Source organism: Citrobacter sp. Marseille-Q3906 (genome assembly GCF_916618775.1).
Taxonomy (GTDB): domain Bacteria; phylum Pseudomonadota; class Gammaproteobacteria; order Enterobacterales; family Enterobacteriaceae; genus Citrobacter; species Citrobacter murliniae.
Window position 1 is genome coordinate 191,851 of the sequence record NZ_CAKAKA010000003.1, and the last position, 15,811, is coordinate 207,661.

Genomic DNA, 15,811 nt, shown 5'->3' on the forward strand with positions numbered 1-15,811 from the left:
GGTCTTATGAAAGCAGTTATGTTGATGTTCGACACCCTAACCCGTAATCACCTTGCGCCCTATGGCGGTGATGCGATAACGCCGAATTTTACGCGTCTGGCGCAGGAGTCCGCCCAGTTCGATAACTTTTACGTAGGGAGCATGCCTTGCATGCCCGCACGACGTGAGCTGCATACCGGGCGCTATAATTTTCTGCATCGTAGCTGGGGACCGCTGGAACCTTTTGATTTCTCGGCGATGCAATCGTTGCGTCAGAATGGTGTGCATACACATATGGTTACTGACCATAAGCACTACTGGCGCGACGGTGGCGCGACGTATCATACGCGTTATTCCACGTTTGAGTTTATTCGCGGGCAAGAGGGGGATTGCTGGAAAGGGCAGGTTGAAAAGCCACTAATCCACTGGCAGGGCAACGAGGATGAAGAGACGCTTCGTCGTCGTGCCGGACGTATGACCCAGGATTTAATCAATCGTGCTGCTATGCCTACCCAGCAGGAACATTTTACCCACCGCACGATTAGCGCGGGTATAGAGTTTCTCGAAACTAACCAACACCAGGATAACTGGTTTTTACAAATCGAGTGTTTTGATCCGCACGAACCGTTCTTCGTTCCTGAAAAGTACCTGGCGCAGTATGGCTGTAAACCCGGTGAATTCGACGGCTGGGTACCCTATTACTGTGGAGCGCCTGGCGGGTCAGAAGATCAGAAAGTCCGTAAGTTTTATCAGGCGCTAATCACCATGTGTGATGATTATCTTGGTCAGGTGATGGATAAACTTAAGGCGCTGGATCTGTGGGATGACACTCTGTTTATCGTCTGTACCGACCATGGGTTCCTGCTGGGGGAGCACCAGTGGTGGGGTAAAAATATCATGCCGGTGTATAACGAAATCGCTAATACGCCGTTCTTTATCCGCGATCCGCGCAGTAAAACGCAGGGTGTCAGACGTAGCGCACTGGCGCAGACAATAGATATTCCGGCGACGTTACTGGAATATTTTGATATTCCCCGCCCGGCAACCATGACAGGAAAACCGCTGCGCCCGGCCATTGAACGTGATGAGTCGATCCGTGATTATGCGCTGTTTGGTTATTTTGGTGGCCATATCAATATCACCGATGGTGAATACGTTTATATGCGCTGCCCGCGCGAGCAGAATAAAACGAATCTGTATGAATATACGTTGATGCCTACGCGTATTGATAGCCCTTTTAAAATTGATGAGCTAAAGGATATTCGTATTCATCCGGGCTTCGATTTTACCCAGGGTGTACAGGTGATGCAGATCCCCGCCACCTTTGGTTATCTTAATCCATGGCGCTTTGGCGATAAGTTGTTCGATGTTAAAAACGATCCGGGACAGTTTCAGCCACTTAATGATGGAACCTTATCTCAACGCTATGCCGCCGCGTTGATCCCCATGATGCAACAGCATGATGCGCCGCCAGAACTGTATACGCGCTTCGAACTCGATCCACTCACGCCTGAGCGCGATGCGCAATTTATCCAACGACAACATGAACAGATCGCAGGGTATGCCTGTGCGCATCCTGGCGTTGCAGAGGCATTGGCGTTTTTGATCCGCAACAGCAGCGAAGATGCATTGGAACTGACCGTGGGGTGCAGTGTTGATGAAGCTGATATTTTCGCATTAATCGATAAGTTATTTACCGGTGATAAACATCGCGCCATGGTCTACCAGACGCGCTTATTACTGCGTACGGCATAGGAACGGGAAAGTGGAATGGAATTTAGAAAACGCCCGCTTTCGTATGACCGTGCAGGCAACCGGCGCGGAGCTTAGCTTGCTGTGGGATAACAAAGGCCAACGCAACTGGATATGGCAACCGCAACCAGACGTGTGGAATAACTCGGCGACGCAGCTTTTCCCCGTTGTAGGCCAGCTTATCCATAACGGGCTATGGCAGGGAGAGCGCTTTTTTCCGCTCTCCGCACACGGTTTTCTGCGTTATCAGATATTTGACTGCGTGGAGCAGGATGCAACTCACCTGGTGATTGAAGCTCATGATACGGCCAGCACACGCGAGGTGTGGCCATTTTCCTGGCAGGTTCGTATTGGATGGTATCTAGAATCCGACGGTATACGTGTGACATGGTCGGTATTCAATACAAGTGATGAAACGTGGGGCTATTCCTCTGGCTGGCATCCAGGATTTGCACTGCCTGTAGCGAGTGAACCAGGTTGGACGGTGCGATTCAATTCAGTGTGCACGGGGCCGTTTGCTACGCAGAAGAGGACATTGCAGATTAGCGATAATGCCCCCGGTATCGCGGCATTTCCGCTTCTGCCGGAGAGCTTTAACCATGGTGCCGTCTATTTTTCGCAGAGTGATGATAACCATTGGGCGGTTTGCTCGCCGGATGGCGTTGAACAGATAGTCTTTGCTGGAAACCAGCAATGGCTGGCCCTGTGGGGCATACCTGGCGCGAATTTATTGTGCGTGGAACCCTTATCTGGCACCACGGACGATCCCTGTTTTGACGGACAAATAGCGCATAAGAGAGGCATTCAATGGCTGAATGCAGGAGAGCAGCATAGCCATTGGCTCTCGGTCAGGTTCCCGGCAGACAGCGGACGGTAAGCGGGATAAACTACCTGACTTATCTCGCGGTCAGGAGAGCCCGTAATGAGTGTGAATAAAAAAAACGTGCGCGTTTATCTTGCGAACATCCTCGGTAGCCTTGGGGATACTGATGGAAAAATTGCCGGTTATATTTTGCAAAACCCGGGCCTGGTCGTGCAGCTACCAGTAAAGAAACTGGCGCTGGAAATTGGCGTCAGTGAAGCGACTATCGTGCGTTTTTGTAAGAAAGTGGGCTATGACGGGTTGCTGAACCTGAAGGCTGATCTCAAGCGGGAACTACTGACGGAAAGCGATCTGTCATTGCCATCTTCACCGGATATTTTTCTGGATGATTCGCGCAACGAAGTAGCACAAAAAATCGCCTTGATGATTGAGACCTCAAGTCGGGAGACGATTGACCTGCTGGATATGAAAGTGGTGAAGCCCGTTGTTGAGCGCTTTTTAGCGGCCCGGCGCGTGATGTTCGTTGGATTTGGCGCATCTGGACTGGCAGCGCTGGAGGCGCGCGACAAGATGAATCGTCTGGGAATTGACTCTGAAGCGTTTACCGATCGCTTCACGATGACCCTTAAGCTGGCCAATCTGAAGGCTGACGACCTGGTGGTCGCATTTTCCCATTCAGGAGAGACGCCAGAAGTAGTCAATGCGTTTCGTCTGGCTCAAAAAAGGGGCGCTTACACCCTGGCGATAACACATAGTCATCACTCACCGCTGAACGAGCTGGCGAATACATTCTGGCTGACAAGTGGTGAAGCAGGGCCGATGCAAGGGGATTCAATTTCTACGCGTATTTCGCAGTTGTTTATTATCGAGTTTTTATGTACCGAAATTACGCGTCACAACCTGCGGGATAGCGGAGTGACCGGATTGTCGATTAAAGAGTTGTTGATAAAAGAAAGGATTAAACGTGAGTCCTCAGGATAATGATTTTGCTCCAAAACCTGTTGGTAAATGGTGGCTGGCGGGTAAAAAACCCGATTATCGTTTTACACTTGCCAATGAACGTACTTTTCTTGCCTGGATCCGCACCGCTCTGGCATTAATGGCGGGTGCGGTGGGCGTTGATCAATTTTCTCCGCAGCTCTCCTCTCCTGGTTTACGCCACTCCCTTGCATTATTTCTTGTCATGGGCGGAGCCCTGCTTGGTGGTCTGGCGTGGCGGCGCTGGCGGCATAATGAATACGCTATGCGCCTGGACAGCCAGTTGTGCTATACCCGCTTTATCTTTGCGTTGTCTCTGTTTCTTGTTGTTGTGGCGGTATTACTGGGAATAATGCTGTGGGGGTAAGCGCCAACCGCGATCCTGGACTTCAGCCTGAACGCACGGCACTTTCCTGGAGACGTACCGCGTTTTCAATGATGGTACCCGCCGTATTAACGCTGCGGGGATGGCTTCATTTTGGTGAATGGCCTTATGCGATTGCGACTTTTTTGTTGATGAGTTGCGCATCGATCATCCTGTTACATCAGCGCGGTAAAAATAAGCTATATGTCTCATTTTCAATCGTATTAAGTAGCCTGTTATTGGGATTTCTCTTCCTTTGCCGTCTTTTTGAAATCATCTGAGCCATACTAGGCTGTATCCCAAATTGTTCGCTTATGGGCAACCAGAGGCGCAGTCTATTTTTTTGTTGGCAAAAAGGACACGGTATGAAACTCATTGGCAGCTACACCAGCCCTTTTGTGCGAAAAATTTCTATTCTGTTGCTGGAAAAGGGCATCACTTTCGAATTTGTTAACGAACTCCCCTATAACGCTGAAAACGGCGTAGCACGATATAATCCGTTAGGAAAAGTACCCGCGCTGGTCACCGATGAGGGAGAGTTCTGGTTCGACTCCCCGATTATTGCGCAATACATTGAGCTGCTGGATATTGCGCCCGCCATGTTGCCGCGCGAACCGCTGGCGGCACTTAAGATTCGTCAGCTTGAAGCACTGGCTGACGGTGTTATGGATGCTGGGTTAGTCTCTGTTCGCGAACAGGCCCGCCCTGGTGCGCAGCAATCGGAAACCGAACTGTTGCGCCAGCGCGAGAAAATTACCCGCAGCCTGGATGTGCTGGAAGGTTATCTGGCAGACGGTACGCTTAAAACAGACTCGGTTAACCTTGCAACCATCGCCATTGCCTGCGCGGTGGGCTATCTCAATTTTCGTCGGATTGCACCCGGTTGGTGTGTGGACCGGCCGCGGTTGGTCAAACTGGTGGAAACACTCTTTCAGCGAGAAAGCTTTGCCCGCACAGAGCCGCCGAAAGCTTGATAGGCATATACATCTCATCCATCAAGCTGCCTCTTTGTTGGCAACGTTCGTTCGCCCCTGGGGATTCATTCTCTTGCCACCTCGACGCATCTTGATTGATTTTGTGTATGTATGTCCGCATGAGTAAAGTCACGGTACAATCCTCCCTATATCGATAGCCCTCTCCACGGTGGAGAGGGCCACCAACAGCCAGGCCCTTTCATGACAACCGACATGCGTTCACTTTACAGCCAGCTTCCTGCTATCGATCGTTTATTGCGCGATAGCGCCTTTTCAGCCTTGCGTGAGTCCCATGGTCACACCCGGGTGGTTGACCTGCTTCGCCATATGCTCGACGAAGCCAGGGAAACGATTCGCGATGTACAAGCGCTTCCGGCATGGTGCAACGACTGGGCGCAAGAGGCCTGCACCCGGCTGGAACGGGAATCGCAAAGCGCGCTGCGTCCGGTTATCAACTTGACGGGGACAGTGCTGCACACCAACCTTGGGCGTGCATCGCAGGCGGAAGAAGCGATTGATGCTGTTGTGCAGGCTATGCGTACGCCGGTCACACTGGAATACGATCTGGACGGTGCAGGGCGCGGACATCGTGATCGTGCCCTGGCGGATTTGCTATGTCGCATTACCGGGGCGGAAGACGCTTGTATCGTAAATAACAACGCGGCAGCGGTGCTGTTAATGCTGGCCGCAACCGCCAGTGGCAAAGAGGTGGTGGTTTCACGCGGTGAGCTGGTGGAAATTGGCGGTGCGTTTCGTATTCCGGATGTCATGTCCCAGGCTGGGTGTGTGTTGCGTGAAGTTGGCACGACCAACCGTACCCACGCCAGTGATTATCGCCAGGCAGTGAATGAAAACACAGCTCTGCTGATGAAAGTGCATACCAGTAATTACAGCATCGAAGGCTTTACCAAAGCGGTAGATGAGATGGAACTGGCGGTGATGGGTCAGGAGCTGGATATTCCGGTGGTGGCGGATCTGGGCAGCGGTTCGCTGGTCGATCTCAGCCAGTATGGTTTGCCGAAGGAACCAATGCCACAGCAGTTGATCGCCGCAGGCGTAAGCCTGGTCAGCTTCTCAGGCGACAAGCTGTTGGGCGGGCCACAGGCGGGGATTATCGTCGGTAAGAAAGAGATGATTGCCCGATTACAGCACCATCCGCTGAAACGCGCGTTACGGGCCGATAAAATGACCCTGGCGGCACTGGAAGCGACGCTGCGGCTCTATCTGCACCCGGAGGTGCTGGCAGAGAAATTACCGACGTTACGTTTGCTCACCCGTACTGAAGAGGCCATCCGCGCTCAGGCACAACGATTACAGGCGCGGCTGGAAGAACATTACGGCGACACGTTCGCACTGAACGTGATGCCTTGCTTGTCGCAGATTGGCAGCGGCTCGCTACCTGTTGATCGGCTGCCCAGTGCGGCATTAACGTTTACCCCGCATGACGGGCGCGGTAGCCGTCTTGAGGCGCTGGCCGCCCACTGGCGCGAGCTACCGGTGCCGGTCATTGGGCGGATTTATGATGGCCGCTTATGGCTGGATCTGCGCTGTCTTGAAGACGAGACCCGGTTTATGGAGATGATGCTGAAATGATTATTGCAACCGCCGGACACGTTGACCACGGAAAAACGACGTTATTACAGGCGATTACCGGCGTGAATGCCGACCGCCTGCCAGAAGAAAAAAAGCGCGGTATGACCATCGATCTCGGCTATGCCTACTGGCCGCAGCCTGACGGACGCGTACTTGGATTTATCGATGTTCCCGGACATGAAAAGTTTCTGTCCAACATGCTGGCGGGGGTCGGCGGTATCGACCACGCTCTGCTGGTGGTTGCCTGCGATGACGGCGTGATGGCGCAAACACGTGAGCATTTGCAGATCCTGCAACTGACGGGTAATCCGCAGCTTACTGTGGCACTGACGAAAGCCGATCGCGTGGATGAGGCGCGTATTAACGAGGTGCGTGCAGAGGTCCAAACAACACTGGCTAACTATGGTTTTGCGGATGCAGCACTTTTTGTGACCGCCGCCAGTGAAGGGCGTGGGATCGATATCTTACGTGACCATTTGCTGCAATTACCTACGCGCGAGCATGCCAGCAATCACAGCTTCCGCCTGGCGATTGACCGTGCCTTTACGGTAAAAGGTGCAGGCCTGGTGGTAACAGGTACCGCGCTCAGTGGTGAAGTCAATGTGGGCGATTCGCTGTGGCTGACGGGCGTTAACAAACCGATGCGCGTGCGTAGCCTGCATGCGCAGAACCAGGCCTGTGAGCATGCCCACGCTGGTCAGCGTATTGCGCTGAATATTGTCGGAGATGCTGAAAAAGAACAGCTCAACCGTGGTGACTGGCTGCTTTCTGATGCGCCGCCGGAGGCTTTTACCCGTGTCATTGTTTCCTTAGAACATTCGGCCCCGCTAATGCAGTGGCAACCGTTACACATTCATCACGCGGCCAGCCACGTTACCGGGCGGATTTCTCTGCTCGAAGGAACGCTGGCAGAACTGGTTTTTGATACTCCGCTGTGGCTGGCTGATAACGACAGACTGGTGCTGCGTGACATTTCTGCGCGTACCACGTTAGCTGGCGCCCGCGTGGTAACGCTCAACCCGCCGCGTCGGGGCAAGCGTAAGCCGGAATACCTGCAGTGGCTGTCAGCACTGGAAAATGCGCAGGATGACGGCGACGCGCTGGCAATACATCTGACGCGCGGGGCGGTGAATATTCCTGATTTCGCGTGGGCGCGGCAACTCAATGGCAACGGTATGCGTCCGTTGATTGAGCAGCATGGCTTTATTCAGGCCGGCTACAGTCTGCTGAATGCGCCTGTTGCAGCACGCTGGCAGCGCAAAATCCTCGATACACTGGCAACGTACCATGAGCAGCATCGCGATGAGCCAGGACCGGGGCGTGAGCGTCTGCGGCGTATGGCCTTGCCGATGGAAGACGAAGCGCTGGTGCTGTTGCTGATTGAAAAAATGCGCGATAGCGGTGCTATCCATAGCCATCATGGTTGGCTGCATTTGCCGGATCATAAAGCTGGTTTCAGCGATGAACAGCAGGCGATCTGGCAAAAAGTCGAACCTCTTTTTGGTGATGAACCATGGTGGGTGCGGGATCTGGCGAAAGAGACGGGCACGGATGAGCAATCTATGCGTTTGGCGTTACGACAGGCAGCCCAGCAAGGCATCATTACTGCGATCGTTAAAGATCGCTATTACCGTAACGATCGGATTGTCGCCTTCGCTAATATGATCCGCGAACTCGATCAGGAAAGAGGATCGACGTGCGCCGCCGATTTCCGCGATCGGCTTAACGTGGGACGTAAACTGGCTATCCAGATTCTGGAATATTTTGACCGCATCGGTTTTACCCGTCGTCGGGGCAATGATCATTTACTGCGGGATGCGTTGCTATTCCCCGAAAAGAGTTGATGTCATTTAATCCGTGACCGCTGTCGTAAAGCAGTAAAAGGCTGGCGAATAATTCGCCAGCCCCATCTACCTTTGTAGTACCCCTACAGCAAGGAGATGGTCATGACTAATAACCCCCCTTCAACGCGTATTTATCCCGGCGAGTATGGTTACCCTCTGAAGTTAAAAGCTCGATACGATAACTTTATCGGCGGCGACTGGGTCGCACCTGCGGACGGTGAGTATTACCAGAACCTGACACCGGTAACCGGGCAATTACTGTGCGAAGTGGCCTCTTCCGGCAAGAAGGATATCGATCTGGCACTGGATGCCGCGCACAAAGTAAAAGATAAATGGGCGCATACCTCCGTGCAGGATCGTGCGGCGATTCTGTTCAAAATAGCCGATCGAATGGAGCAAAATCTCGAGCTGCTGGCGACCGCAGAAACCTGGGACAACGGTAAACCCATTCGCGAAACCAGTGCTGCTGACGTACCACTGGCAATTGACCATTTCCGCTATTTCGCCTCCTGTATTCGTGCGCAGGAAGGGGGGATCAGTGAAGTCGACAGCGATACGGTGGCGTATCACTTCCATGAACCCCTGGGCGTGGTTGGGCAGATTATCCCGTGGAACTTTCCGCTGTTGATGGCGAGCTGGAAAATGGCGCCTGCCCTGGCGGCAGGCAACTGCGTGGTGCTGAAACCTGCCCGCCTGACACCGCTGTCCGTACTGCTGCTAATGGAAGTGATCGGAGATCTGCTGCCGCCAGGCGTGGTGAACGTGGTCAACGGTGCTGGTGGAGAAATTGGCGAGTATCTGGCAACGTCAAAACGCATTGCGAAAGTGGCGTTTACCGGCTCAACGGAAGTGGGTCAGCAGATCATGCAGTACGCAACGCAAAACATCATTCCTGTTACGCTGGAGCTGGGCGGCAAATCGCCCAATATCTTCTTTGCTGACGTGATGGATGAAGAAGATGCGTTCTTTGACAAAGCGCTGGAAGGTTTTGCACTGTTTGCCTTTAACCAGGGCGAAGTGTGTACCTGCCCGAGCCGTGCGCTGGTGCAGGAATCTATATACGAGCGTTTTATGGAGCGTGCTATTCGCCGCGTGGAGAGTATCCGCAGCGGTAACCCGCTTGATAGCGTAACGCAGATGGGGGCGCAGGTTTCGCATGGTCAACTGGAAACCATCCTCAACTATATCGATATTGGTAAAAAAGAAGGTGCTGATGTGCTGACCGGCGGGCGGCGTAAGCAGCTGGATGGAGAGTTAAAAGAGGGATATTACCTCGAGCCGACCATTCTGTACGGTAAGAACAATATGCGCGTATTCCAGGAGGAGATCTTTGGTCCGGTGCTGGCTGTCACGACCTTTAAAACCATGGAGGAAGCGCTGGAAATCGCTAACGATACTCAGTATGGACTTGGTGCTGGCGTCTGGAGCCGTAACGGCAATCTGGCATACAAGATGGGGCGTGGTATCCAGGCGGGGCGTGTATGGACCAACTGCTATCATGCTTACCCGGCACATGCGGCGTTCGGCGGCTATAAACAATCAGGCATTGGACGCGAGACCCACAAAATGATGCTGGAGCATTATCAGCAGACCAAGTGCCTGCTGGTGAGCTACTCTGATAAACCGCTGGGACTGTTTTAAATTCCCCTCAATCATTGCCCGGTATCGCTAAGCGATACCGGGCATATCGTTATGCTTTTCGTCTTCCTGCAGCCCGAAATATTTAGAGTATATAGAAACCCATATATCGTTATATAAATAAGAGAATTGCATACGTTCTGGTCGTTCATCTATTATTCTTAACTCTATTGTTTAAAACAAATAGCAGACAAATTTATTAATTTAAATCCCTGAGGCAAATATGTTTCTTGATTATTTTGCATTAGGAGTGCTTATTTTTGTATTCCTGGTTATTTTTTATGGGGTTATTATTCTGCATGATATTCCCTATCTGATTGCAAAAAAACGTAACCATCCTCATGCCGATGCAATACATGTTGCGGGCTGGGTAAGTTTGTTTACTTTGCATGTTATTTGGCCATTTTTATGGATCTGGGCAACGCTTTATCGCCCGGAGCGAGGGTGGGGTATGCAGAGTGCTGATCCTTCCCTTAACCAGCTTCAGGCACGGGTAGCCGATCTGGAAAAGAAACTGGCCGAGGTTAAGACCTCCCCGGCGGAGTAATATTGATGGATTTACTGATCGTTCTGACCTATGTGGCGTGCGCATGGTCGATATTTAAAATATTTAAAATCCCTGTAAATAAATGGACCGTACCAACAGCAGCATTGGGCGGCATATTTATTGTTTGTGGACTTATATTACTGATGAATTATAACCATCCGTATACATTTAAGGCGCAAAAAGCAGTGGTTTCTATTCCCGTAGTGCCTCAGGTAACGGGTGTAGTAACAGAAGTGACGGATAAGAAGAATACGCTAATCAAAAAAGGCGAGGTCCTGTTTAAACTTAACCCTGGTCGCTATCAGGCGAGGGTTGACCGCCTGAAAGCTGATATTGTGACGGCACAGCATAAAGAGCAGGCTCTTGCCGCGCAGTTAGATGAAATGAAGGCTAACACGCAACAGGCAAAAGCCACGCGCGACAAGCTGGCGAAAGATTACCAGCGCTATGCGCAGGGTAGCCAGGCGAAGGTGAATCCTTTTTCTGAACGCGACATCGATGCGGCGCGGCAGAACTATCTGGCGCAGGAAGCGTCAGTGAAATCATCCGTCGCAGAGCAACAGCAAATACAGAGTCAGTTAGACAGCATGGTATTGGGGGAACATTCACAAATTGCCAGCCTGAAAGCCCAGTTGGCAGAAGCCGAATTTAACCTTGAGCAAACTGTGGTACGGGCGCCCAGCGATGGTTATATCACGCAGGTGCTGATTCGACCGGGTACCTATGCCGCAGCTCTGCCTATGCGTCCGGTAATGGTCTTTATTCCAGACCAAAAACGGCAAATTATTGCCCAGTTCCGTCAAAACTCGCTGCTGAGACTGGAACCGGGCGATGAAGCTGAAGTGGTGTTTAATGCGCTGCCGGGTAAGGTATTTAGCGGTAAGTTGACGGCGATTAGCCCTGCGGTTCCAGGTGGTACGTACCAGTCAAATGGGACGCTACAATCCTTAAACTCCACCCCCGGTTCTGAAGGCGTTATTGCTACGATAGATCTGAATGAAAATGAAGATTTAAACGCTTTGCCTGATGGTATTTATGCACAGGTAGCCGTCTATTCTGACCATTTTGCCCACGTGTCAGTGATGCGCAAGGTGCTGTTACGAATGACCAGTTGGGTGCATTACCTGTATCTCGACCACTAAGCGTAGGCTGTTCTGCTTGCCATTTTTGCCTACTCAGGTTGCTGCTGTTGCGCCTGAGTAAGCTGTTGGCGTATCTCATTTAACATCTCATCAAGAATAAACTGTACGCGCCAGGGTTGATATTCGCGCTTACGGAAAATAGCCACGAGATCCAGCCACCATTTATGTTGCTCAGAGAAGCAAGGAACCAGCAACCCGGACTGCGTTTCTTTTTGCACACTTTTATTCGGCGCAAAAACAATACCCAGATGGTTACGGGCCAGCGCCAGCGCTGACTGCGTATTGTCGCAGACGTAATTTCCCGTCACGCGATAATCTTGTATCTCTTTACCTTCGGCTGAGGTGAATCGCCAAATATTAGCATCATCAATCATCATTGAATCAATTAGAATACAGGAGTGGTGCTCCAGCTCTTCAGGACTGGTAATAGGATGTTTTTTGAGATATTCCTCGCTGGCAAAAGCCGTGACGGCATATTTAGTAATGAAACTGGCAACCAGTGATTCATCTTTAGGATGTGCATAACTTATTAAAATATCACAGTCATCAGGGAATTCGGCGCCCTCATAAAATGCTTTACGTTCCAGATTATATGTTTTTAGAGAAAGAGTAATACCACCGATATTCTGTATTTTGGCAATAACATGCTGCGATAAGTAAGCAATAATCCCCGTAGGCGCATATACCGTTACCCGACCACGTTTTTCATGCTTATAATCAGCAATGAAATTATTCAACTGATCGTTTCTGTCCAACATGTCATTGATGTAAGGGAGTAGCGCTGTGCCAAAAGGCGTGAGGGTCAGGTGTCGGGTGGTTCGATCAAATACTTTTAACCCAACTTTTGATTCAAATTCAGCGAGATACTTGCTGACGTTGGCTTGCGCGATGCCGAGAACAGTCGCTGCATGGCTGATATTTTCACTGGCAGCAATGACAGAGATAATCTTCAGCTCCCGGTGTTTGAGTTGTAATTTATTCATCGCCAAACCCAATATATATATGAATTTATATATTACTATATAAATATGAATCTTGCACTGATGAAATTGTAAGCATTATTATGCTGGCGCTTTGTAGCTTATTTTAAAATGGAATGTTGGCATGTTAATTAAACGCAATATTGTGGCGCTATTTGCCTTTTCTTTTATGGCTAGTGCAACAGCCGCAGAATTTTCTATTGGCGGTGGGGCTGTATATAATGAATCTCCTTATCGTGGATATAATGATAATGTTCACGCAGTACCGCTTGTCAGTTATGAAAGTGAATCATTCTATTTTAGACAAACAACGTTAGGCTATATTCTGTCCAAGAGTAAAAGTAATGAATTTAGCATTACTGCCTCATGGATGCCGCTTGAGTTTGATCCCGCTGATAACGATGATCATGCTATGAAGCAACTGGACAAGCGCGACAGTACTGCGATGGCAGGGGCTGCGTGGTATCACCATGAGAATTGGGGCAGCGTAAAAGTTTCTGCTGCAGCGGATGTTCTGGACAACAGCAATGGCTGGATTGGAGAAGTGTCTCTGTTCCGCCAAATGCCGATGGACAGACTGACGCTCACCCCGGCCATTGGCGTTCTCTACTATGACGAGAATTTCAACGAATATTACTACGGCGTGTCTGGCAGTGAATCTCGGCGTAGCGGGTTATCAAGCTTTTCCCCTGGCGATAGCTGGACACCTTATGTCGGCCTGTCCGCAAAATATGCGTTAACCACAAACCTGACGTTGCTGGCCAGCGCCAATTATAGCGTGCTACCAGACGATATTAAGAATAGCCCAATGGTCGATCGCGACGACAGCTTCACTTTCCTGTCAGGGGTGAGCTGGCGTTTCTGATTCTCACCCGTTTGCCCTCACGGAAGAGGGTAATCTTTTCATGATGCTTTGACGGATAGCACTAACAGTCGCCATCCGTCATATCATTACAGCTATATGATTGCAGCGTCTGTAATAGGCGCATTCCTCAAGAACCACGGCGTTATGTACGGCGTCAGCAGCATTTTTACCCCAGGTAAACGGCCCGTGCGAATGCACTAATACCGCCGCCGGGACCTGTATTCTGCTTACCCGCGCTTATATCGATTATTCAGCGATGGGCTTTACCGTTCGCGATTAGGCGTTTACCCGTAGTCGTTCAGGCACCTGACAAAATTTAACCGATTCCCCTGTCTGATCAAGGCAGCCGGGGCGCGCTCTCTGGCACTCTGTGGTTTTAACGCAGAGGGAGAGGGCAATGAACCGGTTTATTATGGCTGATGCGGCGAAATGTATTGGGTGTCGAACCTGCGAAGTTGCCTGTGTGGTATCTCATCAGGAAAACCAGGATTGTGCGACGATCTCCTCCGACGCGTTTGTCCCACGCATTCAGGTCATTAAAGACAACGCATTTACCACTGCGGTCGCCTGTCATCAATGTGAAGATGCTCCCTGTGCCAATGTCTGCCCAACTCACGCTATTCGTCGCGAACATGGGCATATCTTCGTAGAACAGGAACGTTGTATCGGCTGTAAAAGCTGCATGCTGGCCTGCCCGTTCGGGGCGATGAATGTTGTCGCGCATACGTTACGGGTGCAGGCGATTAAATGCGATCTGTGCTGGCATCGTGAAGCTGGCCCGGCGTGTGTTGAAGCCTGCCCAACCAGTGCGTTGCAGTGTATGGATGCCAATAAGATTCAGCAGCAGCGTCTGCGTTCCCAGCCGTTGTAATGCGAAGCCCGACCTGTATTCCGGTCGGGTTTTCTGTCAGCCTTCAAGCCAGGCGCGTTCGATCTCTTCTGCCAGAATTTTCACGCCAGCCTCGATTTTTTCCGGATCCGGAACGTAGTTCATCCGCATGCACTGGTGGGTATGTGGCCAGGGCTTATCCAACCCCGGGAAGAAGTAATCGCCGGGAACCATCAGGACACCGCGCGCTTTGAGGCGTTGATACAGCAGTTCGGTGGAGATCGGTAAATCCTTAAACCACAACCACAGGAAAATTGCCCCTTCTGGTTTATGAATCAGGCAGCGATCTTCGGATAAATAGCGACGAATGATCGCAATTGTCTCCTGAACGCGCTGATAATAAAACGGCTTGATAACGGTCTCTGACAGACGTAGCAGATCGTTGCGCTTAATCATCTCGCACATGATCGCCGGTCCCATACCGCCAGGCGCCAGGCTGATAATGCCGTTCATATTGGTGATGGCGGTGATGATTTTCTCATTAGCGATAATAATGCCGCAGCGGGAGCCTGGCAGGCCGAGCTTGGAAAGGCTCATGCACAGCACAATGTTTGGGTTCCACAGCGGGCGTGCTTCGCTAAAAATAATACCGGGGAACGGGACGCCATAGGCGTTATCAATCACCAACGGGATACCGTGCTGGTTGGCCAGACGATCCAGTTTCATCAACTCTTCGTCAGTGATCACATTACCAGTGGGGTTGGTTGGACGCGACACGCAAATCATGCCTGTCTCTTCACCAATGTGCAGGTGTTCAAAATCAACGTGATACTTGAACTGGCCTTCCGGTAACAGCTCAATGTTCGGCCGTGCCGACACGAAGAGCTCCTCTTCCAGCCCTGAATCGGCGTAGCCAATGTATTCCGGTGCCAGGGGGAATAACACTTTTCGGGTGGTTCCGTCAGCGCGGCGTCCTGCGAAGAGATTGAATAAGTAGAAAAACGCGCTCTGACTGCCATTTGTCAGTGCAATATTTTGTGGTTCGATATCCCAGCCCAGTTGTTCGCGCAGCAGTTTCGCCAGCTCAGACAGTAGCTCGGTTTTACCTTGTGGACCGTCATAATTGCAAAGCGCATCAGTGACTTTGCCGTTTTCCAGCATCTCTGCCAGCAGAGTCTGGAAGTAATCCTGCATCTCCGGGATTTGCGCCGGATTGCCGCCGCCGAGCATGATGGCACCGGGGGTACGTAAACCGTCGTTGAGGTCCTCCATCAGGCGTGTGATGCCTGAATGGCGGGTAAATTTGTCGCCAAAAAGTGAGAATGTCATAGCAGGTGGTCTGTCGAACTCAGTATTAAAGTGGCTAACCATAACGCTCCCTATGGCAGGGTGCAAATCAGGTCCCGAAGTCCGAATTGATGTTTTGTGCTGCAGATTTTTGAATGGCTGGTTTTTTATATTGCATCCGGCTTCCCGCACTATTCGGTACGGGAAGCTCGGTGG

Annotated in this window: 15 protein-coding genes and 1 pseudogene; 13 read left to right on the forward strand and 3 right to left on the reverse strand. The window is 51.1% G+C overall.

The annotated features are described in order from the left end of the window. The first annotated feature begins 6 nt into the window (after positions 1–6). The 11 genes from LG384_RS18255 (at position 7) to LG384_RS18305 (ending at position 11,634) form a co-directional block, all read left to right on the forward strand. Positions 7–1,734 carry a sulfatase gene (locus LG384_RS18255; RefSeq protein WP_045448762.1) on the forward strand — a complete coding sequence of 576 codons (1,728 nt, stop codon included), beginning with the start codon at positions 7–9 and terminating at the stop codon, positions 1,732–1,734. Positions 1,735–1,744: 10 nt separating this feature from the next. After that, positions 1,745–2,608 (forward strand): hypothetical protein, encoded by an 864-nt coding sequence (locus tag LG384_RS18260; protein WP_075261818.1) that lies wholly within the window; start codon positions 1,745–1,747, stop codon positions 2,606–2,608. A gap of 45 nt (positions 2,609–2,653) precedes the next feature. After that, positions 2,654–3,535 carry a MurR/RpiR family transcriptional regulator gene (locus LG384_RS18265; RefSeq protein ID WP_045448758.1) on the forward strand — a complete coding sequence of 294 codons (882 nt, stop codon included), beginning with the start codon at positions 2,654–2,656 and terminating at the stop codon, positions 3,533–3,535. Then, positions 3,519–3,899, forward strand: a complete 381-nt coding sequence (locus LG384_RS18270; protein WP_045448756.1) for a YidH family protein — start codon at positions 3,519–3,521, stop codon at positions 3,897–3,899. Before LG384_RS18265 ends, LG384_RS18270 begins: the two co-directional genes overlap by 17 nt. Further along, positions 3,890–4,177 carry a DUF202 domain-containing protein gene (locus tag LG384_RS18275; RefSeq protein WP_052369295.1) on the forward strand — a complete coding sequence of 96 codons (288 nt, stop codon included), beginning with the start codon at positions 3,890–3,892 and terminating at the stop codon, positions 4,175–4,177. The genes LG384_RS18270 and LG384_RS18275 overlap by 10 nt, the downstream gene beginning before the upstream one ends. 84 nt (positions 4,178–4,261) lie before the next feature. Then, positions 4,262–4,870, forward strand: a complete 609-nt coding sequence (locus tag LG384_RS18280) for a glutathione S-transferase (RefSeq protein ID WP_045448754.1) — start codon at positions 4,262–4,264, stop codon at positions 4,868–4,870. Between the two features lie 201 nt (positions 4,871–5,071). Next, the gene (selA, locus tag LG384_RS18285; RefSeq protein ID WP_225761352.1) at positions 5,072–6,463 is read left to right on the forward strand and encodes an L-seryl-tRNA(Sec) selenium transferase; all 1,392 of its coding nucleotides are present in this window, start codon (positions 5,072–5,074) and stop codon (positions 6,461–6,463) included. Further along, positions 6,460–8,307 carry a selenocysteine-specific translation elongation factor gene (selB, locus tag LG384_RS18290; RefSeq protein ID WP_200011277.1) on the forward strand — a complete coding sequence of 616 codons (1,848 nt, stop codon included), beginning with the start codon at positions 6,460–6,462 and terminating at the stop codon, positions 8,305–8,307. The genes selA and selB overlap by 4 nt, the downstream gene beginning before the upstream one ends. Before the next feature lie 102 nt (positions 8,308–8,409). Then, entirely contained in the window at positions 8,410–9,948 is a 1,539-nt protein-coding gene (gene aldB / locus LG384_RS18295) for an aldehyde dehydrogenase AldB (RefSeq protein WP_045448751.1), read from the forward strand. 220 nt (positions 9,949–10,168) lie between these two features. Further along, positions 10,169–10,492 (forward strand): DUF3302 domain-containing protein, encoded by a 324-nt coding sequence (locus tag LG384_RS18300; RefSeq protein ID WP_045448749.1) that lies wholly within the window; start codon positions 10,169–10,171, stop codon positions 10,490–10,492. A 5-nt stretch (positions 10,493–10,497) separates the two neighbouring features. Further along, a complete protein-coding gene (locus LG384_RS18305) occupies positions 10,498–11,634 on the forward strand; it encodes an HlyD family secretion protein (protein ID WP_045448747.1) in 1,137 nt (378 codons plus the stop codon). 29 nt (positions 11,635–11,663) lie between these two features. Here the strand turns inward: LG384_RS18305 and LG384_RS18310 are convergent, their stop codons facing one another. Beyond that, positions 11,664–12,617: a LysR family transcriptional regulator gene (locus LG384_RS18310; protein ID WP_045448746.1), complete on the reverse strand. Its 954-nt coding sequence runs from the start codon at positions 12,615–12,617 to the stop codon at positions 11,664–11,666. A 121-nt stretch (positions 12,618–12,738) separates the two neighbouring features. Between LG384_RS18310 and LG384_RS18315 the strand changes: the two genes are divergently transcribed. Continuing rightward, entirely contained in the window at positions 12,739–13,479 is a 741-nt protein-coding gene (locus tag LG384_RS18315) for a MipA/OmpV family protein (protein WP_045448744.1), read from the forward strand. A 114-nt stretch (positions 13,480–13,593) separates the two neighbouring features. On the opposite strand, the pseudogene LG384_RS18320 reads toward LG384_RS18315, so the two are convergent. Further along, positions 13,594–13,686 (reverse strand): annotated as a pseudogene (locus LG384_RS18320) (class II aldolase/adducin family protein); the annotation flags it as partial. 190 nt (positions 13,687–13,876) lie between these two features. On the opposite strand from LG384_RS18320, the gene LG384_RS18325 reads away from it, so the two are divergent. After that, entirely contained in the window at positions 13,877–14,350 is a 474-nt protein-coding gene (locus LG384_RS18325) for a 4Fe-4S binding protein (RefSeq protein ID WP_048223070.1), read from the forward strand. Positions 14,351–14,386: 36 nt separating this feature from the next. On the opposite strand, the gene avtA is transcribed toward LG384_RS18325, so the two are convergent. Continuing rightward, positions 14,387–15,637 carry a valine--pyruvate transaminase gene (avtA, locus tag LG384_RS18330; RefSeq protein WP_045448723.1) on the reverse strand — a complete coding sequence of 417 codons (1,251 nt, stop codon included), beginning with the start codon at positions 15,635–15,637 and terminating at the stop codon, positions 14,387–14,389. Between the last annotated feature and the right edge of the window lie 174 nt (positions 15,638–15,811).

Coding starts and splice junctions, on each gene's coding strand:
- avtA (WP_045448723.1), bottom strand. CDS start 15,637: ATGACATTCTCACTTTTTGGCGACAAATTTACCCGCCATTCAGGCATC.
- aldB (WP_045448751.1), top strand. CDS start 8,410: ATGACTAATAACCCCCCTTCAACGCGTATTTATCCCGGCGAGTATGGT.
- LG384_RS18310 (WP_045448746.1), bottom strand. CDS start 12,617: ATGAATAAATTACAACTCAAACACCGGGAGCTGAAGATTATCTCTGTC.
- selA (WP_225761352.1), top strand. CDS start 5,072: ATGACAACCGACATGCGTTCACTTTACAGCCAGCTTCCTGCTATCGAT.
- LG384_RS18315 (WP_045448744.1), top strand. CDS start 12,739: ATGTTAATTAAACGCAATATTGTGGCGCTATTTGCCTTTTCTTTTATG.
- LG384_RS18325 (WP_048223070.1), top strand. CDS start 13,877: ATGAACCGGTTTATTATGGCTGATGCGGCGAAATGTATTGGGTGTCGA.
- selB (WP_200011277.1), top strand. CDS start 6,460: ATGATTATTGCAACCGCCGGACACGTTGACCACGGAAAAACGACGTTA.
- LG384_RS18300 (WP_045448749.1), top strand. CDS start 10,169: ATGTTTCTTGATTATTTTGCATTAGGAGTGCTTATTTTTGTATTCCTG.
- LG384_RS18255 (WP_045448762.1), top strand. CDS start 7: ATGAAAGCAGTTATGTTGATGTTCGACACCCTAACCCGTAATCACCTT.
- LG384_RS18265 (WP_045448758.1), top strand. CDS start 2,654: ATGAGTGTGAATAAAAAAAACGTGCGCGTTTATCTTGCGAACATCCTC.
- LG384_RS18280 (WP_045448754.1), top strand. CDS start 4,262: ATGAAACTCATTGGCAGCTACACCAGCCCTTTTGTGCGAAAAATTTCT.
- LG384_RS18305 (WP_045448747.1), top strand. CDS start 10,498: ATGGATTTACTGATCGTTCTGACCTATGTGGCGTGCGCATGGTCGATA.